Genomic DNA, 22,710 nt, shown 5'->3' on the forward strand with positions numbered 1-22,710 from the left:
GTCTGAGGAGGCAGCCATGTTCCACGGTTCCATCGTCGCTCTCTTGACTCCGTTCAAGGGCGGGAAAGTGGATGAGGCTGCGTTCCAGTCCTTCGTGGAATGGCATGTCGCCCAGGGCACCCACGGCCTCGTCCCCTGCGGCACCACCGGCGAATCGCCGACGCTGAGCCATGACGAGCACAACCGCGTCGTCGAGCTGTGCATCGAGGCGGCGGGCGGCAAGGTTCCCGTCATGGCGGGCAGCGGCTCCAACTCCACCGACGAGGCCATCGCGCTGACCCGTCACGCCAAGAAGGCGGGCGCGCAGGCGGCGCTCGTGGTCACGCCCTATTACAACAAGCCGTCTCAAGAGGGTCTGTACCAGCATTTCAAGGCGATCCATGACGCGGCGGATTTTCCGATCTTCATTTACAACATTCCGGGCCGCAGTGTCGTGGATATGTCGGTGGCGACGATGGCGCGGCTGGCCAAGCTGCCCAACATCGTCGGCGTGAAGGACGCCACCGCCGACCTGTCCCGCCCGTCCCGCCTGTTGACGGAGGTCGGCCCCGACTTCATCCAACTGTCGGGCGAGGACGCCACCGCGATGGCCTTCAACGCCCAGGGCGGGGTGGGCTGCATCTCGGTCACGGCGAACGTCGCTCCGGCGCTGTGCTCGGCCATGCAAACGGCGTGGGCCAAGGGCGACCTGAAGGAAGCCTTCCGTCTGCGCGACGTGCTGTCGCCGCTGCACGACGCCATGTTCGTGGAAACCAGCCCGGCCCCGGTGAAGTTCGCCGCCAGCCTGCTGGGCCTCGCCACCGACGAGGTGCGCCTGCCGCTGGTTCCGGCGACCGACACCGCCCGCGCCGCCGTGCGCGCGGCCATGACCAAAGCCGGTCTGCTGTCCTGATCGGACGGTAGGCCGCAAGGAGAAAGCCTTTGTCGCGCGACACAGAAGTAAAAAAATACGCGGCGCAAAACCGCCGCGCGCGCTTCGACTTCTTCATCGACGACACCTTGGAGGCCGGCATCATGCTGACCGGCACCGAGGTGAAGTCGTTGCGCGGCGGCCGCGCCAGCGTGAACGAGTCTTACGCCGGTCTGAAGGGTGGGGAGCTGTTTCTGTTCAACGCCTACATCCCCGAATATCTTCAGGCCGGGCGCTGGCTTCAGCACGAGCCGAAACGCCCGCGCAAGCTGCTGATCCGCCGCCGCGAGCTGGACAAGCTCGCCGCCGGGATCAAGCAAAAGGGCATGACGCTGATTCCGATGTCGATCTATTTCAACGACCGTGGCATGGCCAAGGTCGAGATCGGCGTCGCCACCGGCAAGAAGAAGCACGACAAGCGCGAAACCGAAAAAGAACGCAGTTGGCAACGCGACAAGGCGCGGCTGATGCGGGACAAGAATTGAACAAGGGTTGATTTGTGAGCCGATTGGACAACCGCGCGACGGATCGCGATTCCACCATCGCCGCCGTCGCGGCGGAGGCGTTGAGCGAGCGCAAGCCGCAGGGCCGGATTCTCGTCGCCTTCGATTCCGACGGCGGGATCGCCCAGGCGTTGACGGAGGGCGGGGCGCAGGTTGTTCCCTGGCTGCGTCTGGCGCAGGATGGCAAGGCGGCGACGGCGTGGCCGCCCGACGGGGCCTTTGACGGGGCGGTTCTGCGCCTGCCGCGCGGTTGGGCTTCCTTCACGATGGCCTTGCACGCGCTGGCCGCCCGCCTGCCGGTCGGCGCGCCGCTGTGGATCGTCGGCAGCAACGACGAGGGCGTGACCTCGGCGGTCAAGCATTTTGACGGGTTGGTCGAGGGGGCGGAAACCCTCATCATCAAGCGCCGCGCGCGGGTTCTGGAAACCCGCCGCACCGCCGAACCCGCCCATGGCGCGTTGGAGGATTGGCGGCAAACGGTCAGCCTGCCCGTGCCGGAACCGGCGGCGGCCCTGGAACTGACCTCATACCCCGGCCTGTTCGCCCATGGCCACCTCGACGTCGGGACCGAATGCCTGTTGCGCGTCCTGCCGGAGATCGCGGCGGGCGTGCGGGTGTTGGATTTCGGTTGCGGCGCGGGCGTCATCGCGCGGGCGGTGCGCGAACGCCAGCCCGAAGCGCTGTTGACCCTGCTGGACATCGACGCGGTGGCCCTGCACGCCGCCCGCCAGAATGTGCCGGACGCCGAGATGGTGTTGAGCGACGGTCTGGCCGGTCTGGGAACCCGCGAGCGTTTTGGTCTGATCCTGTCGAACCCGCCGCTCCATCGCGGCAAGGACGAGGATTTCGGCATGCTGGAGGCGCTGGTCGCCGGGACCAAGCAGTATCTCAAGCTGCGCGGCACGCTGATCGCGGTGACGCAGCGCACGGCGGGCGTCGGCAAGCTGTTCAAAACCGCCTTCGGCCACGCCGAAATGCTGCTGGAAACCCCGCAATTTCAGGTCTGGTCGGGGACGCCGAAGTAACCGGCGCCCCCGCCCGAAAGCCCGGAAACCTGGAAGCCCGTCAGGCGTTCAGGCCGCGCATGCCCGCCGCCGGATAACGGTCGCCGCTGGCCGCCCCCGGCGGGATCGCCGCCGACAGCGCCGCGACCTCCTCGGGCGACAGGGCGACGGACGCCGCGCCGACATTCTCCTCCAGATAGGGTATCCGCTTGGTGCCGGGGATCGGCAGGATGTCCGCCCCTTGGGCCAGCAGCCAGGCCAAGGCCACTTGTCCGGGCTTGCAGCTTTTGGCCTCGGCCAGCGCCTTCACCGCATCGACCAGCCGCAGGTTGGCGTCCAGGTTGCCATCCTGAAAACGCGGCGACAGGCGGCGGAAGTCGTTGTCTGCCAACTGCTTTTGGTCGTTGATCGTCGCGGTGAGCAGGCCGCGCCCCAACGGCGCGTAGGCCACCAGCGACACGCCGAGATCCCGGCATGTCGGCAACACCTCCGTCTCCATGTCGCGCGTCCACAGCGAATATTCGCTTTGCACGGCGGCGATGGGGTGGATGGCGTGGGCGCGGCGCAGGGTGGCGGCGGACACCTCGCACAGGCCCAGCGCGCGAATCTTTCCGGCCTGGACCAGTTCGGCCAGCGCGCCCACCGTGTCCTCGACCGGAACGTCCGGGTTCAGGCGGTGGGCGTAATAAAGGTCGATGACCTCGACGCCCAGACGCTTCAGCGACTCCTCGCAGGCTTGGCGCAGATAGGCCGGGCTGCTGTCGATGCTGCGGTCGTAGACGCCGGGCTGGCGGACGATGCCGAATTTGGTCGCCACCACCACACGGTCGCGCTTGCCCGCCAAAAAGCGGCCCAGCAGCGTTTCGTTGTGGCCCGAACCATACATGTCCGCCGTGTCGTAATGGGTGACGCCCAGTTCAAAGGCCCGCTCCAGCGTGGCGAGCGATTGGGTTTCGTCGGTCGGGCCGTAAAATTCCGACATGCCCATGCAGCCCAGACCAAGGGCCGAGACGGTCAGCGAAGAACCACCCAGGGTGCGCGTGTCCATGGTTTTCCTCTCCCGCCCCGATCCAGGGCGGATTACAGTGATGCGGGATGTCAGATAAGTACACTACACTGTACAGTGTACTTTTAAAGGGAGAGCCATGTCAACCGGGCGCGACGCAACAGGGATTCCGACAGCAGAAGGTCCGACCAGGGCGCGCGGCGACGCCAAACGCCGCGCCGTGGTCCAGGCGGCCACCCGCGCCTTCGTCACCCAGGGGTACGAGGCGACCTCGATGGACGCCATCGCCGCCGACGCCGGGGTGTCCAAACGCACCGTCTACAATCATTTCCCCGGCAAGCGCGATCTGTTCCGCGCCGTGGTCGCCGGTCTGTATGAGGGGTTGAATGTCGCCGAATCCGACCGCCTGCCGCCCGATCAACCGCCGGACGCCGTGCTGCCCGTCTTCACCCGCGAATTGCTGACCCACATGCGCCGCCCAGAGGTGAAAGGGCTGCTGCGTCTGGTCATCGCCGAACACCAGCGCTTCCCCGATCTGGCCGAGGATTATCTGAAGGAAGGCAAGAGCCGCGCCGTCGCCCTGCTGGAAACCTACATCGCCAGCCAGCACGCGCGCGGACGCCTGAACGCGCCCAACCCGGCCATGGTCGCCAGCCAGTATCTGGGCGGAATCAAAGAGGTGATGTTCTGGCCGACCATGCTCGGCCTGCCGGTGACGGCGGACGACGAAACGGTGATCGCCGACGCGGTGAGCCAGTTGATGCGGGCCTATGGGCGATAGGAAGGCTTGGCCGCTGGCCAGAACAGAAAAAAGCCGGACATCCAAAAGGACGTCCGGCCTAAGGGAATACAGGGAGGTTTAGAGACAAACGGACCCTATGCGAAGGTCATAAGGGCGGCGTTGATCCACATCAAATAAGACGAATTTGTATTGAAGTTTTTCGCGTGAAACGGAATGGGCAAAAATAAGCCGGGCATCCATAGGAATGCCCGGCTCAGTGGAATACAGGGAGGGTTTTGAGACAAGACAATCTCTATCCCTTTTGACCGAACCATCCTTTGACATGGATCAAGCAAGTTTGGGATCGTCGCGCCGCCGGGCTGCGGCAAACTGACCGATCCTCAGGATTCCCCCAAAACCAGGGCCAGTTCAGCCGTGGCTGTGGCCGTGATGGCCGTACAGCTCGCTCGGATCGGTCTGGACCTCCTGGATGATCTCCAGCTTCCCGTCGCGCCAGGCGCGGTAGAAGCAACTGCGCCGCCCGGTGTGGCAGGCGACGCCGTCCTGTTCGACGATCAACAGCAGGGTGTCGCCATCGCAATCGACCCGGAAATCCTTCAGCCGCTGGACCTGCCCGGAGGTCTCGCCCTTGCGCCACAGCCCGCCGCGCGAGCGTGACCAGTAGCAAACCCGGCCCGTGGTCAGCGTCTCAATGACCGAGTCCCGGTTCATCCAGGCCATCATCAGAATCTCGCCGCTGCCCTCGGCCTGGGCGATGGCCGGAACCAGCCCGTCGGCGTTGAACAGGATGGCGTCCAGAACTTCCGCGAACGCGGTGGCGTCCGTCATGACAAAACCCTTTCACAAACAGCCGGTCAAAGCGCGGCGTTGAGACGGCGGAACGCGTTGTCCAGATCGCGGATCAGATCGTCGGGATGCTCCAACCCGGCGTGCAGGCGCAACAATTGACCCGGCTCCGTCCAGCGCGTGGCGGTGCGCACCCCCGCCGGGCGGGCGGGCAGGATCAGGCTTTCAAAGCCGCCCCAGGAATAGCCAAGCCCGAACAGCTCCAAACCATCCAGCATCGCCGCCAGCGCCGCGCGCGGAACCGGGTTGAGAAGGGCGGAGAACAGGCCGCTGGAGCCGGTGAAATCCCGTTTCCACAGGGCGTGGCCGGGGAAATCGGCGCGGGCCGGGTGCAGAACGCGGCTGACCTCCGGGCGGGCGGCCAGCCAATCGGCCAGAATCAGCGCGCTTTCCTGGTGCTGCTTCAGGCGGACCGACATCGTGCGCAGGCCGCGCAGGCCCAAAAACAGATCGTCCGGCCCGGCGCAGGCGCCAAAGCGGGTGGCGGTCTTTTTCACCGTGGTCCAGGTGGCTTCGTCGCGGCAGACGATGACGCCCAGCATCGCGTCGGCGTGGCCGACCATGTATTTGGTCGCCGCGTGGATCGACACGTCCACCCCATGGTCGAAGGGGCGGAAGAACAGCGGCGTCGCCCAGGTGTTGTCGATCATCACGACCGCGCCGACGCTCTTCGCCGCCTTGGCGATGGCCGGAACGTCCTGAATCTCGAAGGTCAGCGAGCCGGGCGATTCGAGGAAGACGACGCGGGTGTTGGGGCGCAGCAGCGCCGAAATCCCGGCCCCGACGCAGGGATCGAAGAACTCGACCTCGACCCCATAGGGAATCAGCGTGTCGTTGGCGAATCGCCGGGTGGGGCCATAGGCGGTGTCGGTGATGAGCACATGGTCGCCCGCCTTGGTGAAGGCGGACAGCGCGGTGGCGATGGCGGACAGGCCTGACCCGGTGTTGACCGCGCGGAACCCGCCCTCCAGCTCCGCCGCCGCCTGCTCGAAGGCGAGGGTGGTCGGGGTGCCGACGCGCCCGTAATTGACGACCTCAAACGGCCGACGGTCGCTGTCCTCCAGCGCGTCCAGCGTCGGAAACAGCACGGTCGAGCAATGATAGACCGGCGGATTCACGATGCCGTGGTTGGCGCGCGGATCGCGTCCGGCATGGATCAGAGTGGTGTCCTTGGCAACGTCCTTCATCGACTGTCCGTCTTGTGATCTGGCTGGTTCAGCGGGGTGGGGCATCTTGTCACCGGTCATTCCCTGGCGCCACGGAAGATTTTCGCCGATGGCGGCGTGAGAAAACACCAAAAAATTCCCGCTTTGCGGAAAAACCCGGCGTCGCGGCGGCGATCATGATTTTGCAAAGTCATATGTCAAATGGGCAGAGCGTTATCCGCTCAACAAAATAAGATATATCCAATCGCTATAGAAAGAGATTGGATGATGAAGGTTTATTCTGTTCAAAATCCATTCATATCGTGTTGACAGGAAAACGTATAAGGTTTTGACTTTCTTTGATATGAAATAACAAATAATTTCTTATTGACACCAAACCGTCAATCAATTTAGCATTATGAGTGAAAATAGTATTATTAAATTTAAAACAAAATAATGAATTAAAAAATTTCACCCCGATCAATCATAAAAATGGGGAGAGCAATGTCTGAAACGGCCTATGGGATGATTGAAGACGGTTTTTATCAATCGTTGTTTTCGTCATCGCGCGAGATCTATCAAACTGGCGCCGATGCGTTTGACAAAGGGTCGGCGCGGTCGGTCGAGCAGGCGTTGGCGTCGCGGACATCGGCGGCGGGGCTGGGGCCGGACGCCGTGTCGGCTCTGCTTCGGCTTGTTCGTGATCGACCGGATCCCGAACTGCGGCGAACGGTTGTGGACGCGGCCCGCGCGCTGCGCCGGTCGGCGTTCGGCGACGCCGTGTCGACGATGGTGCCGATTGAAGTGTCGTCGTTTTGCGCCTCCACCTGCCGGTTTTGCGGCTGGCGGGCGGACAACAAGGACATGATCCGGCTCGCCATCACCGAAACGGCGATCCGGCAGCAGGCGCGTCGTCTGGCGGCCAAGGGCTTTTCCCACTTTGAAATCGCGGGCGGCGACGATCTTAAGTTCCTGCGCGACGCTCTGCCGTCCCTGGTGCGCGGCCTGAAAGAGGAGGTGAGCGCGGTCAACCCGCAGGCGCGCGTCTCGCTCTGCCTGGTTCCGATGCATGAACAGCATTACGCCGCCTTGAAACGGGATGGGTTGGATTGCGTTCTGACCTGGCAGGAGACTTACGACGAGGATCTCTACAACGCGCACATTCCATCCGGCCCGAAGGCGTGGGGCGTCGATCAGGGTTTGCGTCTTCACAAGAAATCGGACCGCAGCGTTGGGTGGATGCACCGGATGCGGTCGCAGGAGTTGGCCATTCGCGTCGGCTTGCAGGCGGGGCTTGGCTGCATGATCGGCTTGGCCGAGATTCTGGAGGCCGACATCCTGTCCGTGATCCGCCATGGGCAGAGGTTGATCCAGCATTATGGCGCGCGGGTGGAGCCGCTCATCATCGGCATGCCGACGTGGAATCCGATCACGACGGAGCGAACCGACAACAAGGCCATCGACGCCGTGGCCTTCCAGTCTGCGGAAAATTTCGAGCTGGTCGCGGCCATTTATCTGCTGGCTTTTCCAGACCGGCGCGCCTGGGTGTTCGCCAACGGCCGCGTGCCGCCGGACATCCAGGCCAGCACGGTCGCCACGGCGTCGGTTTTCACCTCGACGCTGGTGCAGATCGCTCCGGGCGCCTATTTGGATTTCGATGGGGACATTGACCGCGACAGCGTTTTTGACCGGGTGCAGGGCGTGAAGATCGCCGACATCACCCGCGACGTCGTTCTGTCGGGCGAACAATTCACCCATTATTTCGACACGCATGAAAATTTCATCGATCTGTTCCGGTCGCGCGGCTTGCGGGTGGTCAGTGATCGGTCGCTGATCGAAGACGCCCAACGGGATCTCCCGGCGCCGATCAAGGCGGAACCCGTGGCCTGGGCGGCGGCGGAATGACCCGGCGTCGTCTTTCCCGGACCGCTGACGGCGCGCCGGTCGGTCGCATCGACGAGCGCGCGGCGTGGCGTCGGTTGCCGGTGTCGCGCGCGTTGGGCGAAGACGAACCCGTCGGCCCGGCCTTGGAAATCGTGTCGATCTGCAAGGCGGAACAGGCGGGGCTGTTGACCAACCACGGGCATTGCTTTGTCCGGTTGATCGACGGTCAGGGGGGAATCCGCTCCGTCGGGTTTTTTCCCGACGAAAGCCTGGGCGTCGAACCGGACGAGCATCCGGGGCTGCGCATGCCCGGCATGTATTTGTCTCCCGACAAATACGACCGGATCGATTGGAATCCCCGGCGCCTGCGCGTGGCGCTGTCGGTCGAGCGCTTCGACGCCATCGTCGGACAGATCGAGGCGTGGCAGGCGCGGAGCCTGGCCGAAGGCGCGGAGTTTGACCTGGTTGACCGCAATTGCGTTGGCTTCGTCGTCCAGGTCGCCGCTCTTGCCGGGGTGTCGGCGCAAGCGGCGATGCCGCCATCGGATTTCCTGATCGACGCTTTGCCGAAGGGCGTTCAGCCGATGGTTCGCTGGCTGCGCGCGGCGTCGGGCGGTTGGGCGCGCGCCGTTGGGCTGAATCTTGTTCTTGCCGTCTTGGGCGGACGGCGCAGCCTGCGCCGTCGCCGCGTCGTTTCCGGGGCGGGAGAGGTGGTTGAACAGGACGCGTTGCGGATCACGCCGATGTTCGCCTCCTGGCGGGCGGTGCTGACCCGGCGGCCACGCTTCCTTCATGTCCGCGCCTTGCGGCTCTGGCAAGAGGATTTGCTGCGCCGTCACCCCGGCGGTTGGGCGCCGGTCGAGGGCGGGGCGTCACCAGCGTGGGCAGCGCCGCAGGCAGATCACCCCCAGGGACAACCACCAAAGCGGGCCGACGCCGATGGCGCCGACGCCGGCCGCCAGCGCGGTCAGATCGGGTTGGCCGGTTAATTGTCCCCAGAACGCCAACCCATAGCATCCGGCGCCCGCCAAGCCCAACAGGGCGACGGGCGCCGGAATCGTGCGGAGGCGCAGCGCCGCCGCGTTCAGGCAAAACAGGCAGACGGCGACCGCGCCGAACATCAACCAGCCTTTTGGATCAAGGCTTATGGAGAAGGAGGCGATGGCTTTTCGCACGGCGTCATCCCCGCTGGCGTATGCGGCGGCGCGGGTGGCCTCGCCGCTCAGCACGCGGAAATAGCTGATCGCCGTCACCGCGAATCCCAATTGCCCCAGCGCCGCCGCATGGCGCGCGGCGCCGACATTCGGCGCAATCAGCGAGGCAAGCGCGGGAAGCGCGCAATAGGCGAGCGCTCCAGCGCAGGCGAAGGCGAGAAGGAACGCCATGCGCGTGGTTGGTCCTGCCGCCAACGCCTGCCAATAGTCGTTGGTTCCCGGGGCGTACGCTGATGTTGGGTCGATGGTGTAGAAAAATCCGACGAAAACATACAAAATTGAAATTAAAATAAGAACAATCCCCGTTGATTTGCTTTCCATGATGTGGGATCTCGCGCTGTTTTGTCATGAATGATGTTGGCATTTTCTGAATTTTTCATCAATAAATAGTTTGATTTTGGGGAAAATCATTATATTTTCATCGGCGAAAAAATCAACTTTTGAGGGTTGTGACGGGCGCGGGCGCCGCCGTCGAACGGCGAGCCTGTGGGCGCGGGGGTGCCGTCTGGACGGGCGTCGATCGACTAAGTCACTGTCCAGGATGGGTTCATTGCCGGAAAATTGCTGACGGAGGATGATCGGAAGGATTCGACAACGGGGTTCTTATTGATGCACTCTTGTGCTGTGCGCATGGCTCCCCTGCAAAGAGGCGGCACGCCTGAGGGGCGCTTTTGCGCATGCATCAGAATGTTCTGTACCTGAAAAATTCAAAAACAGGGTGGAGTTACAAATTATGAAATCGGGAATCCTGGCCGCCGCCGCTGCGGCCGTGGTTGTTACCGCCGCCGTCGGCGCTCAGGCGGCGACGCTTGACACCGTCAAATCGCGTGGCTTCGTGCAGTGCGGCGTCAACGCCGGCCTGCCGGGTTTCGGCAACCCGGACAGCGCGGGCAACTGGACCGGGTTGGACGTCGACTATTGCCGCGCCGTCGCCGTGGCCATCTTCAACGACCCCAACAAGGTCAAATTCACCCCGTTGTCGGCTCAGCAGCGTTTTCCGGCCATTCAGTCGGGCGAAGTGGACCTGCTGTCGCGCAACACCACCGTCACGCTGACCCGCGACACCTCGGTCGGCCTGAACTTCGCGCCCGTCACCTATTATGACGGTCAAGGCTTCATGGTGAGCAAGAAGCTTGGCGTCAAAAGCGCCAAGGAGCTGAACGGCGCCACCGTCTGCGTTCAGTCGGGCACCACGACCGAACTGAATCTGGCGGATTTCTTCCGCAGCAACAGCCTGTCCTACAACCCGGTCGTCATCGAATCCAACGACGAGGTCAACGCCGCCTATTTCGCCGGTCGTTGCGACGTGCTGACCGCCGACGTCTCCGGTTTGGCGGCGACCCGCGCGGGCGTGGCCCCGGTTCCGGAAGACCATTTCATTCTGCCGGAAGTCATCTCCAAGGAGCCGCTGGCCCCGGCGGTTCGTCATGGTGACGACCAGTGGTTCGACATCGTGAAATGGACGGTGAACGTCACCATCCAGGCCGAAGAGTTTGGCATCAGCTCGAAGAACGTCGACGAGTTCCTCACCTCGAAGAACCCGGACATCCTGCGCTTTCTCGGCGTGACGCCGGGTCTGGGCAAGGCGTTGGGCGTCGATGAGAAATACGCCTACAACGTCATCAAGAAGATCGGCAATTACGGCGAAATCTTCGAGCGGAACGTCGGCCCCGGCACGCCGTTGAAGCTGGAACGTGGCTTGAACGCCTTGTGGACCAAGGGCGGCCTGCAATACACGGCGCCGTTCCGGTAAGCAAACCCATTGAAGGCCGCCCACCTTACAGGGAGCGGACGGCCTTTTCAGAAAGCGAGCGGTCGCGAAGGACGCATTGAAGCGCCCACGCAACAGACCGCATTGGGAGACATGGTCGCATCCGTCGGTGTGGGAATTGGCCCGGAAAAACGTCCGGGATCGCGAGGACACCGAACGGATCGCGATGGTTTGGGGGAGAGTATCCGTGGCGACACAGACCCGGACCACTGGCGGCGCCCCGGCGCCCGGTGGCTCATCGTTTTCCCTCAGCGACCCGACAGTCCGCGCCGTCGTCTACCAGATTCTGGTGGTCGGCGCGGTTGTTCTGGTCGGCTGGTTTTTGATTTCCAACACGCTCGACAATCTCGCGCGGCGGTCCATCGCCACCGGATACAGTTTCCTGGAGCGTGAAGCGGCCTTCGGCATTGGCGAGCATGTGATCGATTACTCGCCCAAGGACAGCTACGGGCGGGCCTTTCTGGTCGGCGTCTTGAACACGCTGAAGGTGTCGATCATCGGCGTCATTCTGGCGACGATCCTTGGCACGCTGATCGGCGTGGCGCGTTTGTCCAGCAACTGGCTGATCGCCAAGCTGGCTTCGGCCTATGTCGAGATCGTCCGCAACATCCCGCCGTTGCTGCAACTCTTCTTCTGGTACGCGCTGGTGTCCGACGGGTTGCCGCCGGTCCGGTCGGCGCTCAACCCTGTTCCCGGCGTGTTCCTGTCGCAGCGCGGTCTGTTCGTGCCGGCTCCTTCGTCGGATCCCGTCTGGAAGATGATGGGGATCGCCGTTGTGGTCGCGCTGGTCCTGGCTTACGTCCTGCGGCGCTGGGCCAAGGCCCGGCAGGCGCGCACGGGTCAGATCTTCCCGGTTGGCTGGACGTCGCTGGGGTTGTTGATCGGCCTGCCGCTGATCGCCTACATCGCGGGCGGCGCGCCGACGGCGCTCGACATGCCGAAGCTGACCGGATTCAACTTCGTCGGCGGCATGGTGCTGTCGCCGGAGTTCTTCGCCATCCTGATGGGCTTGACCATCTACACCGCCGCCTTCATCGCCGAGGTGGTGCGCAGCGGCATCGTCGCCGTCAATTGGGGGCAAACGGAGGCGGCGCGCGCGTTGGGGATTCCCAGCGGCCCGACCCTGCGGTTGGTCATCCTGCCGCAGGCGCTGCGGGTGATCGTGCCGCCGCTGACCAGCCAGTATCTGAACCTGACCAAGAACAGTTCGCTGGCCTTGGCCATCGGCTATCCCGATCTGGTGTCGATCGCCAACACCACCTTGAACCAGACCGGGCAGGCGATCGAGGGCGTGACGATGATTATGGGCACCTACCTGTCCATCAGCCTCAGCATCTCGATCTTCATGAACTGGTACAACAAGCGCATCGCGCTGGTGGAGCGGTAACGGCCATGACCGACAACGTGCAAAGCGTCGGCCTGCCGGACGAACGTCCGCCGGCCAACACCGTCGGCCCCATCGCGTGGCTGCGGAACAACCTGTTCAACAGTTGGTACAACGCCATCCTGACGGTGCTGGTTCTGGCCCTGCTGGGGTCGGCTCTTCCGCCGTTCTTTGAATGGCTTCTGGTCAACGCGCATGGCCTGGACGCCACCTCGCCGGTGTGCCGCAAGGACAACAGCGGGGCGTGCTGGGGCTTCATCGGCGAAAAGCTGCGCTTCATCATGTTCGGCCAGTTTCCCTGGGACGAGCAATGGCGCCCGCTGCTGACCATCGTCATCTTCATCAGCCTGCTGCTGGTCAGTTGCGACCGCCGATTCTGGAAGCCCTGGCTTGGCCTGCTCTGGGTCGGCGGGCTGCTGACGGTGGCGGCCCTGATGTGGGGGGGCGTGCTGGGTCTGACCCCGGTCGAGAACACGCTGTGGGGCGGTTTGCCGCTGACCATCATCCTGTCGGTGATCGGTCTGGCGGTGGCCTTTCCCGTCGCCATTCTGCTGGCGTTGGGGCGGCGGTCGAACATGCCCGCCGTCAAGGTGCTGTGCGTCACCTACATCGAGCTTATTCGCGGCGTTCCGCTCATCAGCCTGCTGTTCATGGCCTCGGTCATGCTGCCGCTGTTCCTGCCGAACGGCGTGTCGATCGACAAGCTGCTGCGCGCCCAGATCGCCTTCATCATGTTCGCCGCCGCCTACATGGCCGAAGCGATCCGTGGCGGTTTGCAGGCGATCCCCAAGGGGCAGTATGAGGCCGCCGACGGCTTGGGCCTCAGCTATTGGCAGAAGATGCTGAAGATCATTCTGCCGCAGGCGTTGGCCATCGCCATTCCGCCGCTGGTGAACACCTTCATCAGCTTCTTCAAGGACACGTCGCTGGTCATCATCATCGGCCTCTATGACCTTCTCGGCACCGCCAAGGCGGCGCTGTCCGATCCGTCCTGGCGCGGTTTCTACCGCGAGGCCTATCTGTTCATCGGCGTGATCTATTGGATCTTCTGTTTCAGCATGTCCAAGTACAGCCAAAAGCTGGAACGTGACCTGAACCGCAGCCATCGTCGCTAAGGGAGCGCACCATCATGTCCCAGGCCGCCCAACAGGCCCGTCACATCCCCAGCGGCGAAGAGATCATCCGCTGCACGGGCGTCAACAAGTGGTATGGCGAGTTCCACGTTCTGAAAAACATCGAACTCAGCGTCCAAAAGGGCGAACGCATCGTCGTCTGCGGCCCGTCCGGGTCGGGCAAATCGACGATGATCCGTTGCCTGAACCGGCTGGAGGAGCACCAGAAGGGCACCATCGTCGTTGACGGCATCGAGCTGACCAACAATCTGAAGAACATCGAGCTGGTGCGCCGCGAGGTCGGCATGGTGTTCCAGCACTTCAACCTGTTCCCGCACCTGACCGTGTTGGAAAACTGCACGCTCGCCCCGATCTGGGTCCGCAAGAAGCCCAAGGCCGAGGCCGAAGAGATGGCCATGCGCTATCTCAAGCGCGTGCGCATCGCCGAACAGGCCAACAAATACCCCGGCCAATTGTCGGGCGGCCAGCAACAGCGCGTCGCCATCGCCCGCTCGCTCTGCATGAGCCCGAAGGTCATGCTGTTCGACGAGCCGACCTCCGCCCTTGACCCCGAAATGGTCAAGGAGGTGTTGGACGTCATGATCGGGTTGGCGGAAGACGGTATGACCATGCTGTGCGTCACCCACGAAATGGGTTTCGCCAAATCGGTCGCCGACCGGGTGATCTTCATGGACCGTGGCGAGATCGTCGAGCAGGACACGCCGGATTCCTTCTTCACCAACCCGAAGTCGGACCGGACGCGTCTGTTCCTCAGCCAGATCCTGAACCACTGATAATTTGTAACAAATCAAACTTTTTCCGGTGTGCGACGCAATATCCAATGGCGTCGCGCACCGGATTGAGGTTCAATCATCCCCCGTGACGCGCTGTTCGTTGCAACGCACGACGGAGATGATCCCATGGATTTGCTCAGCCCGCGCCCCGGTGTCGGCCAGATCAAGCCCTATCGGTCGCAGCGCCCGCCCAAGGACGGTCGGCGCTGGATTGATTTGTCGCTGACGCAAAACCCGTTGGGACCCAGCCAATTGGCCTTGGCCGCCTACCGCGAGGCCGCCGGGCAGATCCACCGCTACCCCGATTGGAGCCAGGACGCGCTGCGCCACGCCATCGCGCGCCGCCATTCCATCGACGTCGATCACATCGTGTGCGCCAACGGGTCGGAGGAGTTGATCCATCTTGTGACCCAGGCCTTCGCCGGGCCGGGGGACGAGGTGCTGTGCCACGAGCATGGCTATCGTGGTTTTCTCAAGGCGATCCGCGCGGCGGGGGCCACGGCGACGATTGCGGCGGAACGCGATCTGGTCGTCGATGTTCAGGCGATGATCGACCGCGCCACCGACCGCACCAAGATTTGCTTCCTCGCCAACCCCAACAACCCGACCGGCACCTACATTCCGGTCGATCTGGTGCAGCGCCTGCGCTCCGGCCTGCCGCCGCACACGCTGCTGGTGCTCGATTCGGCCTACGCCGATTATTGCCGTCGGTCCAATTACAGCGACGGAACGGAGATCGTCGAAAACTCCGACAACGTGTTGATGATCCGAACCTTTTCCAAGATGCACGGCTTGGCCGGTTTGCGGGTCGGTTGGGGCTATGGTCCGCAGTCGGTGATCGAGGCGGTGAACGCCATCCGCAACGCCTTCAACGTGTCCAGCCCAGCCCAAGCCGCCGCCGCCGCCGCCCTGACCGACGCCGAGCATGAAGAGGCGACCTACGCCCACAACGCCGAATGGCTGCCCTGGCTGTCGCGCGAGTTGGAACGGGTGGGCCTGCGCGTCTATCCCAGCGTCTGCAACTTCGTCCTGGCCCGCGTGCCGACCGACCCGTCTCTCGGCGTTCAGGCCGTGGTCGATCACCTCGCCCATCGCGGGATTCTGGTGAAGCCGGTCAGCGACTATGGCCTGCTCGACTGCCTGCGCATCACGGTGGGGCGCGAAGAAGAAAACAAGGCGCTGGTCGTGGCGCTGGCGGAGGTTCTTGGGTAGCGCCAATGGCGGGCAGGATTTTTGACACCGATGAACACAGATAAACACAGATAAAGATGATGATATTCATTAAATGATCCTAGCCGGTGCATTGCTGGATCGCCAAAGATTTGATTGCTTCCCGCAGAAAGCGGATTGGCCTAATTCTTAGTTCATCTGTGTTTATCTGTGTTCATCGGTGTCAAAAAATCCCTTTCTCTCACTCCACAATCGGAATGTGCGGCCCCGCGCTTTTCGGCAGTGCGCCATTCAATCGAGATTCATGGATCTTGTGCTGGCCTGCGTGCCGACCGACCCGGTGCTTGCGGAGGTGTTGGGATAGCGCCAATTGTGGGCAGGATTTTTGACGCCGATGAACACAGATAAACACAGATAAAAATGATTTTATTTATTGGCTGATCCGAGGCGGCGCATTGTTAGGCCGCAAAAGATTTGATTGTTTCCCGCAGAAAGCGGATCGGCCTAATTCTTAGTCCATCTGTGTTTATCTGTGTTCATCGGTGTCAAAAAAATCCTCATTCTCACTCCACAATCGGAATGTGCGGCCCCGCGCCTTTCGGTAGCGGTCCATTCACCCGAGGGTCGCGGATCTCCCGCACCACATGGCGCGCCGGGACGAAGCCCATGCGCTGGTAGAGCGGCAGCGCGCGCGGGTGGTCGAAGCTGCATGTGTTGACCACCAGCTTTTTGGCGCCGCCCTGCCACGCCAAGCGGATCGCCGTGTCGAGCAGCCAGGGGCCAAGCTTGTAGCCGATGAAGTCGGGCAGCATGCCGAAATAGGCCAGATCGGTCGCCGCCTCGCGCCGGTCGATTTCGGCGTAGCCCGCCGGGGTTCCGTTCACATACAGCACCCAAACCTCGACCAGCGGATCGTTCAGGCTGCGCTCCAGCTCCTTGCGGGCCATGCGGCGGCGCTCGTGCCACAGCCACGGCTCGCCCACCGTGTCGTAGAGATAGCGGTAGAAGGACCAGCTCGGCGGGTTGGCGCGGACCAGGGCCAGATCGCCCTTGGGGCGCTCCAGCGGGGCGTGAGCGGGCGGGGCCGTCATCTCCAGATAGGTGACGATGACGGACAGATGACCGGGTTTCACGGCGGTCGGCAAGGCGGGGCGCATCAGCGAGAAGGTTTCGTCAGCCATTTTTGCATCATCGTTGCCGGTGATTTGGCATAGCCCAACCGCTCGTAGAAGGCCAGCACCCCTTGGTTGCCATCACGCACCAGAAGCTGAAGCTTGGGCATCCCCGCCTCGATCAGCCACGCCTCGGCGGCCTCGACCATGCGGCGGCCATGGCCGTGGCCTTGAAAGGCCGGATCGACCGCCAGATAGTAAATCCAGCCGCGATGGCCGTCATGGCCAACCATGACGCTCGACAGGATCAACCCGTCGAGCGTGCCCAGCAAAATGGTGGCGTTCGGCTTGGACAGGGCCAGCGCGATGTCGGCCAGCGGGTCGTTCCAGGGAACCACCAGCCCGCAGGCCGTCCACAGCGCCGCCACCGCGTCGCGATCACGCGGATCGCAGACGCGGATGGCCAACAGGGGCGCAGGTTTGCCGCCGCTCATCCGACCCGCTCAACCAAGCCGGGGGCCGACGTCCATCGGCAGATCGGCGCGCAGGCCCCATTCCGCCCAGGACCCGTCATAAATCGCCACGTCGGTCTTGCCCGCCGTCGCCAGCGCCAGCGCGATGACGCAGGCGGTGATGCCGCTGCCGCAGGAGGCCACCACCGGACGGTCGAGATCCAGCCCGGCGGCCTTGGCCTTGGCCGCGATGACGTCCGGCGGCAGCAGGGTTTTGCTGTCGCCGTCGATCAGGTCGGTGTGGGGCAGGTTGAAGCTTCCCGGAATGCGCCCGCTGCGGCGGCCCGGCCAGGGTTCGGCGGCGGCGCCCTCGAAACGGGCCGGGGCGCGGGCGTCGGTCACTTGATCGGCGGCGCGGTCGATGTTGGCCAACACCTCGTCCACGCTGCGGACCAGCGTCGGGCGCAGGGTGGCGGTGAAGACCCGCGCCTCCGGGACCGGGGCCGGGCCGGACTCGGTCGGGCGACCCTCCGCCAGCCATTTCGGCAAACCGCCGTCCAGCACGGCCACCCGATCGTAACCGAACAGCCGAACCATCCACCACACCCGCGCCGCCGCCGTGGCGATTCCGGCGGTGTCGTAGGTGACGATGGTGTCGCCGTCGCCAATCCCCAACGCGCCGATCTTGGCGGCGAAGGTCGCGGCGTCGGGGACCATGTGGGGCAGGGGGTGGGTGTCGGGGGCCGACACGTCGTCCACGTCGCAGAATTGCGCGCCGGGAATCCGGGCGGCGGCGAATTCGCCGTGGGTGTCGCGGTTCTGCGACGGGAAATACCAGGAGCAATCGAGGATGCGCAGGCCGGGGCGGCCCAGATTGCGGGCCAGCCAGTCGGTGGAAACGACGGGGCCGGGCAGGGCGTCAACAGGCAGGGTGTCGACCGAATCGGTCATGGCGGCGGTTCCTTGCTGTGAATGGGCGCGGTCAGTCCGTCAGTCCGTCAGCGCGATGACGACGCGGCGGTTCTGCTTGCCCTTGTTTTCGATTTTCACCACCTCGATGGCGCCGATTTCCCCGGTGCGGGCGACGTGGGTGCCGCCGCAGGGTTGAAGATCGACCGCCTCGATGTTCAGCAGGCGGACGCGGCCCGATCCGGTCGGCGGCTTCACCGACATGGTGCGCACCAGTTCCGGCGCCGCCGCCATCTCCGCGTCGGTGATCCAGCGGGTGGTGACGGGGGCGTCCGCCGCGATCCGCGCGTTGACGGCGGCGGCGATGGCGTCCTTGTCCAGGCTTTCGGCGGGGACGTTGAAATCCAGGCGGCTCTTGTCGGCCCCGATCTGCCCGCCGGTGACGGACCCCGGCACCACCGCGCACAGCAGATGCAGGGCGGTGTGCATCCGCATGTGGCGGTGGCGGCGGTCCCAGTCGATCACCGCCTCCACGACAGCGCCGACGGTTGGCGGCGTGGCGGCGGGATCGAGAACATGGATGACGTCGTCAGGCCCCGCCTCGCCCTTCACCGTGTCGACGACGCGGACCTCTCCGCCGTCAAAGCGCAGAAAGCCGGTGTCGCCGGGCTGCCCGCCGCCGGTCGGGTAGAAGACCGTGCGGTCGAGCCGGACGCCGCGCTCGTCCACCGACAGCACGGTGGCAGCGCAGCGTTGGGCGTAGGCGTCGTCGCGAAACAGCGCGTCCATGAACCCTCGCGAAAAAATCAGTCGAGCCAATCCGGCACAGGGAGATTCTTCTCACGGAGGAAGGTGGGATTGAAGAGTTTCGATTGGTAGCGCTGCCCGCCGTCGCACAAAATCGTCACCACGGTGTGGCCGGGGCCGAGATCGCGGGCCACCCGCATGGCGGCGGCGATGTTGATGCCCGACGAACCGCCCAGCACCAGACCTTGCGTCTTGATGAGGTCGAAGATGATCGGCAGGGCCTCTTCGTCGGTGATTTGCAGGGCCTGGTCGATGGGCGCGCCTTCCAGATTGGCGGTGATGCGGCCCTGGCCGATGCCCTCGGTGATCGAGCTGCCCTCGGCCTTCAATTCACCAAACGCGTAGTAATGGAACAGCGACGCGCCCATCGGGTCGGCCAGCGCGATGCGGATGTTGGGGTTGCGCTCCTTCAACGCCAACCCAACCCCGGCCAGCGTGCCGCCGCTGCCGACGGCGCAGGTGAAGGCGTCGATCCGCCCGCCGGTCTGCTCCCAAATCTCCGGGCCGGTGGTCAGGCGATGGCCCTCGCGGTTGGCGGTGTTGTCGAACTGGTTGGCCCAGACGACGCCGTTCGGCTCGGTCTTCGCCAACTCCTCGGCCAGACGGCCGGAGAAGCGGACGTAATTGTCCGGGTTGGAATAGGGGACCGCCGGAACCAGACGGAGATCCGCGCCGACAAGGCGCAGCATGTCCTTTTTCTCCTGGCTCTGGGTGTCCGGCATGACGATGACGGTGCGGTAGCCCAGCGCGTTGCCGACCAGCGCCAGACCGATGCCGGTGTTGCCCGCCGTGCCTTCGACGATGGTGCCGCCGGGCCGCAGCGCGCCGCGCGCGACCGCGTCCTGAACGATGGCCAGCGCCGCGCGGTCCTTCACCGACCCGCCGGGGTTGAGGAATTCCGCCTTGCCGAGAATCTCGCATCCCGTCGCCTGCGACGGGCCTTCCAGGCGGATCAGCGGGGTGTTGCCGATGGCGCCGATAAAGCCGTTGCGAATATCCACGGCAAACTCTCCTGAGACAATGTGGTGTTTGGCGCCTTCACTATCGGCGTTTGGACGGCGCCGTTCAAGGCCGCGCTGTGAAACCCTGCATTGAACGAAAAATATTCGTTATTTATGCGCCTCACCCAACCAACGCCGACGCAGCGCTTCGCGATGCCGGGCCAGCCAGCCGACGGCGATGATGGCCAGCGAGTTGCGCAGACGGTTTTCGTCCATCAGGGCGATGACCTCGTCCACCGGCATGACCATGATGCGGATGTCCTCATGCTCCTCCGCCAGCCCGCCGGTGGCGGCGAGGCCACGGCTGTCCACCCGCCCGCAATAGACGAAGACCTGTTCGGTGAAGGCGCCGGGGCTGACGAAATAATCACCGATCAGTTCGATCTCTTGGATGGCGCAACCGGCCTCCTCCATCGCCTCGCGCCGGGCGACCTCTTCCAGCGATTCGTCGGGGCCGACCATCCCGGCGACGATTTCGGTCATCCAGGCCGGGCCGCCGGGGACGGTGGCGGCGGCGACGCGGAACTGCTCGATCATCACCAGCGTGTCGCGGTCGGGGTCATACAGCATGACGCCGACCGCCGGTCCCCGGTCGCACACCTCGCGCGGGGGCAGGACGTCGGTCCAGCTTCCATCAAACTTCTTGTGGCGCAGGCGGTAGGAATCGACCTGAAGAAAACCTTTGTAGACGGTCTTCTTGTCGAGGATCTCGACGTCGGGGTGGTTCATCGGGCGGGTCCGGTCGCGGTGGGGCGGGAATGGCGGATCTCTACCCCATCCGCCGCCCTGCGTCACAGCTTTGGACGCGTCCGGCCCTCACAAGGTCGGATTCAGGCGCAGGAAGCGCGCGCGGTCGGCGGACGGCACGGCCACCGGCTCCAGCGTCGCGCCGCGCATGATCTCCAACGGGACGACCACCCCCGCCGTCCCGACGCTCCACAGCTTGCGGTAAAAATCGGCCAAGCCGTCAAACCGTTTGCCCGCCACGCCGACGATCCAATCCCCCGCCCGCAACCCGGCCTTTTCGGCGGGTCCGCGCGGCGACACCCGTTCGACCAGCAGACGCCCGTTGTCCTCGCGCAGGGTCACGCCCAACCAGGGGCGGGCCGGTTCCTGCCTTTCCCCATAGGCCAGCAAATCGGCCAGGATCGGTTCCAACGCCGACACCGGAACAAACATGGTGCCGGGCAGGATTCGCCCTTCCAGCGCCTGGGTGACGAACAGAGAGCCGACGCCGACCAACGCCCCGTCGCGGTTGACCAGAGCGGCCCCGCTGAAGGCGCGAATCGGCGGGAAGGTGAACAGCGCCTCGTCCAGCAGATACTCCCAATAACCCGCGAACTCGCGCTTGCTGACCAGCCGCACCGCCGCCGCGCCACGGTTGGGTCCGCCAGTCATCGCGAGCAGCGCGTCGCCCTCCGTCAGTTGGGTGGAGTCGCCCAACGGCAGCCACGGCGCCGTGAATCCCTGTTCCCCGCGCAGCAGGGCGAAGCCGCTGACCGGATCATAGGCCGCCAGCGAGGCCGGAAAGCTCTTGCCGTTCGCCGTCGTCACCTGGATGGCGGAGGCCTCCATCACCGTGTAGCCGATGGTCAGGATCAGACCCGATCCGTCGATGACGACGCCGCTGCCTTCGCGCGCGGTTCCCAGATTGCGGGAGCTTTGCACGTCGGGCGGCGCGACGGCGGCGACGCCGACAATGGCCTGAACCAGCCGTTCGGCGTCCAACCCCTCGGCGCGGGCCGGTGGGGGGCCGAGCCATGGCGCCAGCGTCATCACAAGCAGGAACAGGCGGGCGGCGACCAACCAATCGTACCATCGCCCGGACCATCGCCCGGGCCATTGCCGTTGAATGGGGGTTGCGCCGACGATCCGCATGATGTCGCCCTCCCGCTCGCGCGCCCGGCGTGGGGCGCTTCTAATGAGATTGCGCGCGCGGGCATGGCATCAAGGCCCCGGAGCGACCCGATCGAAAGGGCGCTGGACGCGGAGGCGCGGGCGTATTACGCCAGATGACCGTCTGGCGATCGCCGACGCCGCATGATGGCCGATGATGACGGCTGACGATCACGAAGGGGCTGGTCCGCGATGAAGCGTCTCGACACCTGTTACACCTGCCGCTTCTGGGAGGGGCAGGGCCTGCGCCAGCGCGGACCGAAGGGCGCGTGCCACCGTTACCCGCCGGTGGTGACGCCGCGCAGCCCGGAGGGTGATTTTCCCGTCACCATCTCCACCGCCTGGTGCGGCGAGTGGAAGCGCGTGGTCTCGCAAGCTGGCGAGGGCGATCCCGACTCCACCATTTACGACGATCTGGTCGGTTAAGCCTGTCGCGGTCCCATCAGCGGGGTTGCGGCGTGATGACCAGCATCCGGGTGCTTGGCGGCAAAGACGGTTCGGAGGCGAACCATGTTCCACGCCAATCAGCGCCAAGGACGGCCAAGGCCAGCAGCGCGGCGATGATGGACAAAATCAGCGGCGCGACGCAATCGCGGGTGTGCAACGGCTCGTCATGGTCCGGCAGCAGGCCGGGATCGGTGTGCGAGTGCAAATGCAGCGGCAAGAACATGGCGGTCCTCCATCAAGGGAGAAGCCCCCGAACCGGCGCCCGCCGGACTGGCGTTTGATTGTGAGGACGGCGGGTTTGGCGAAACGCGTCAAACCGGCCAGCGTCGTGGGCGGCGGTTCGGAACTGCTGTCAGCTTAATCCTTCGCCTGGAAAAGCGGCAGACTATTCGCGCGGCTCCGCGTCGTCTTTTGGGCGGCGTGTCGTTCGGACCACACCCACGGACGACCAACCACCGATGGGGATGGGCATACGGAAAAGGGCCGAACGCGCGGAGCGTTCGGCCCTTTTCAATCTGGCTCCCGGTGCTGGACTCGAACCAGCGACAAGCGGATTAACAGTCCGCTGCTCTACCAACTGAGCTAACCGGGATCGGTGCCG

Annotated in this window: 24 protein-coding genes and 1 tRNA gene; 12 read left to right on the forward strand and 13 right to left on the reverse strand. The window is 64.4% G+C overall.

Annotation, left to right across the window (positions count from 1 at the left end):
- The first annotated feature begins 16 nt into the window (after positions 1-16).
- From dapA to ACODS4_RS05715, 3 genes are read left to right on the forward strand one after another with little or no spacing between them, the layout of a single operon-like run.
- Positions 17-892: a 4-hydroxy-tetrahydrodipicolinate synthase gene (dapA, locus tag ACODS4_RS05705; RefSeq protein ID WP_488861544.1), complete on the forward strand. Its 876-nt coding sequence runs from the start codon at positions 17-19 to the stop codon at positions 890-892.
- A gap of 29 nt (positions 893-921) precedes the next feature.
- On the forward strand, positions 922-1,395 hold the full coding sequence (smpB, locus tag ACODS4_RS05710) for an SsrA-binding protein SmpB (protein WP_298379858.1): 474 nt from the start codon (positions 922-924) through the stop codon (positions 1,393-1,395).
- 14 nt (positions 1,396-1,409) lie between these two features.
- Positions 1,410-2,438 (forward strand): class I SAM-dependent methyltransferase, encoded by a 1,029-nt coding sequence (locus ACODS4_RS05715; RefSeq protein WP_488861547.1) that lies wholly within the window; start codon positions 1,410-1,412, stop codon positions 2,436-2,438.
- Between the two features lie 40 nt (positions 2,439-2,478).
- Here ACODS4_RS05715 and ACODS4_RS05720 read toward each other — a convergent pair whose 3' ends face one another.
- A complete protein-coding gene (locus ACODS4_RS05720; protein ID WP_488861549.1) occupies positions 2,479-3,465 on the reverse strand; it encodes an aldo/keto reductase in 987 nt (328 codons plus the stop codon).
- A 97-nt stretch (positions 3,466-3,562) separates the two neighbouring features.
- Between ACODS4_RS05720 and ACODS4_RS05725 the strand changes: the two genes are divergently transcribed.
- The gene (locus ACODS4_RS05725; RefSeq protein WP_488861551.1) at positions 3,563-4,204 is read left to right on the forward strand and encodes a TetR/AcrR family transcriptional regulator; all 642 of its coding nucleotides are present in this window, start codon (positions 3,563-3,565) and stop codon (positions 4,202-4,204) included.
- 369 nt (positions 4,205-4,573) lie between these two features.
- Here ACODS4_RS05725 and hisI read toward each other — a convergent pair whose 3' ends face one another.
- Both hisI and metC read right to left on the reverse strand, forming a co-directional pair.
- Positions 4,574-4,993 (reverse strand): phosphoribosyl-AMP cyclohydrolase, encoded by a 420-nt coding sequence (hisI, locus tag ACODS4_RS05730; RefSeq protein ID WP_488861553.1) that lies wholly within the window; start codon positions 4,991-4,993, stop codon positions 4,574-4,576.
- Between the two features lie 26 nt (positions 4,994-5,019).
- Entirely contained in the window at positions 5,020-6,198 is a 1,179-nt protein-coding gene (metC, locus tag ACODS4_RS05735) for a cystathionine beta-lyase (RefSeq protein ID WP_488861555.1), read from the reverse strand.
- Between the two features lie 462 nt (positions 6,199-6,660).
- Here metC and ACODS4_RS05740 point away from each other — a divergent pair, with 462 nt between their 5' ends.
- A complete protein-coding gene (locus ACODS4_RS05740) occupies positions 6,661-8,061 on the forward strand; it encodes a hypothetical protein (RefSeq protein WP_488861557.1) in 1,401 nt (466 codons plus the stop codon).
- Positions 8,058-9,029, forward strand: coding sequence for a hypothetical protein (locus ACODS4_RS05745; protein WP_488861559.1), 972 nt, complete (start codon positions 8,058-8,060; stop codon positions 9,027-9,029). The genes ACODS4_RS05740 and ACODS4_RS05745 overlap by 4 nt, the downstream gene beginning before the upstream one ends.
- Here ACODS4_RS05745 and ACODS4_RS05750 read toward each other — a convergent pair.
- A complete protein-coding gene (locus ACODS4_RS05750; protein WP_488861561.1) occupies positions 8,913-9,425 on the reverse strand; it encodes a hypothetical protein in 513 nt (170 codons plus the stop codon). The two genes, ACODS4_RS05745 and ACODS4_RS05750, sit on opposite strands and share 117 nt — an antisense overlap.
- A 562-nt stretch (positions 9,426-9,987) precedes the next feature.
- On the opposite strand from ACODS4_RS05750, the gene ACODS4_RS05755 reads away from it, so the two are divergent.
- The 5 genes from ACODS4_RS05755 (at position 9,988) to ACODS4_RS05775 (ending at position 15,527) form a co-directional block, all read left to right on the forward strand.
- Positions 9,988-11,007 carry an amino acid ABC transporter substrate-binding protein gene (locus ACODS4_RS05755; protein ID WP_488861563.1) on the forward strand — a complete coding sequence of 340 codons (1,020 nt, stop codon included), beginning with the start codon at positions 9,988-9,990 and terminating at the stop codon, positions 11,005-11,007.
- A 205-nt stretch (positions 11,008-11,212) separates the two neighbouring features.
- The gene (locus tag ACODS4_RS05760; RefSeq protein ID WP_488861565.1) at positions 11,213-12,412 is read left to right on the forward strand and encodes an amino acid ABC transporter permease; all 1,200 of its coding nucleotides are present in this window, start codon (positions 11,213-11,215) and stop codon (positions 12,410-12,412) included.
- Between the two features lie 5 nt (positions 12,413-12,417).
- On the forward strand, positions 12,418-13,524 hold the full coding sequence (locus ACODS4_RS05765) for an amino acid ABC transporter permease (RefSeq protein WP_488861567.1): 1,107 nt from the start codon (positions 12,418-12,420) through the stop codon (positions 13,522-13,524).
- Positions 13,525-13,538: 14 nt separating this feature from the next.
- Complete coding sequence (locus ACODS4_RS05770; RefSeq protein ID WP_488861569.1) at positions 13,539-14,315, forward strand: amino acid ABC transporter ATP-binding protein; 777 nt, start codon at positions 13,539-13,541, stop codon at positions 14,313-14,315.
- A 126-nt stretch (positions 14,316-14,441) separates the two neighbouring features.
- Positions 14,442-15,527 (forward strand): pyridoxal phosphate-dependent aminotransferase, encoded by a 1,086-nt coding sequence (locus ACODS4_RS05775; protein ID WP_488861571.1) that lies wholly within the window; start codon positions 14,442-14,444, stop codon positions 15,525-15,527.
- Positions 15,528-16,048: 521 nt separating this feature from the next.
- Here the strand turns inward: ACODS4_RS05775 and ACODS4_RS05780 are convergent.
- From ACODS4_RS05780 to ACODS4_RS05810, 7 genes are all read right to left on the reverse strand, one after another.
- The gene (locus ACODS4_RS05780) at positions 16,049-16,666 is read right to left on the reverse strand and encodes a GNAT family N-acetyltransferase (RefSeq protein WP_488861573.1); all 618 of its coding nucleotides are present in this window, start codon (positions 16,664-16,666) and stop codon (positions 16,049-16,051) included.
- Positions 16,642-17,091: a GNAT family acetyltransferase gene (locus tag ACODS4_RS05785; RefSeq protein ID WP_488861575.1), complete on the reverse strand. Its 450-nt coding sequence runs from the start codon at positions 17,089-17,091 to the stop codon at positions 16,642-16,644. Before ACODS4_RS05785 ends, ACODS4_RS05780 begins: the two co-directional genes overlap by 25 nt.
- Positions 17,092-17,100: 9 nt before the next feature.
- Positions 17,101-18,000 (reverse strand): sulfurtransferase, encoded by a 900-nt coding sequence (locus tag ACODS4_RS05790; RefSeq protein WP_488861577.1) that lies wholly within the window; start codon positions 17,998-18,000, stop codon positions 17,101-17,103.
- 39 nt (positions 18,001-18,039) lie between these two features.
- Positions 18,040-18,747 (reverse strand): alanyl-tRNA editing protein, encoded by a 708-nt coding sequence (locus ACODS4_RS05795; RefSeq protein ID WP_488861579.1) that lies wholly within the window; start codon positions 18,745-18,747, stop codon positions 18,040-18,042.
- A 17-nt stretch (positions 18,748-18,764) separates the two neighbouring features.
- Complete coding sequence (locus ACODS4_RS05800) at positions 18,765-19,766, reverse strand: cysteine synthase A (RefSeq protein ID WP_488861581.1); 1,002 nt, start codon at positions 19,764-19,766, stop codon at positions 18,765-18,767.
- A 108-nt stretch (positions 19,767-19,874) separates the two neighbouring features.
- On the reverse strand, positions 19,875-20,495 hold the full coding sequence (locus ACODS4_RS05805; RefSeq protein ID WP_488861583.1) for an NUDIX domain-containing protein: 621 nt from the start codon (positions 20,493-20,495) through the stop codon (positions 19,875-19,877).
- An 87-nt stretch (positions 20,496-20,582) separates the two neighbouring features.
- Positions 20,583-21,644, reverse strand: coding sequence for a S1C family serine protease (locus tag ACODS4_RS05810; protein ID WP_488861585.1), 1,062 nt, complete (start codon positions 21,642-21,644; stop codon positions 20,583-20,585).
- Positions 21,645-21,854: 210 nt separating this feature from the next.
- Between ACODS4_RS05810 and ACODS4_RS05815 the strand changes: the two genes are divergently transcribed.
- The gene (locus ACODS4_RS05815) at positions 21,855-22,088 is read left to right on the forward strand and encodes a hypothetical protein (RefSeq protein WP_488861587.1); all 234 of its coding nucleotides are present in this window, start codon (positions 21,855-21,857) and stop codon (positions 22,086-22,088) included.
- 16 nt (positions 22,089-22,104) lie between these two features.
- On the opposite strand, the gene ACODS4_RS05820 is transcribed toward ACODS4_RS05815, so the two are convergent.
- Positions 22,105-22,332 carry a hypothetical protein gene (locus ACODS4_RS05820; RefSeq protein WP_488861589.1) on the reverse strand — a complete coding sequence of 76 codons (228 nt, stop codon included), beginning with the start codon at positions 22,330-22,332 and terminating at the stop codon, positions 22,105-22,107.
- A 293-nt stretch (positions 22,333-22,625) separates the two neighbouring features.
- Positions 22,626-22,701: transfer RNA gene (locus ACODS4_RS05825), tRNA-Asn, on the reverse strand.
- Positions 22,702-22,710: the final 9 nt, after the last annotated feature.

It is taken from the genome of Azospirillum sp. FG154 (genome assembly GCF_057809575.1).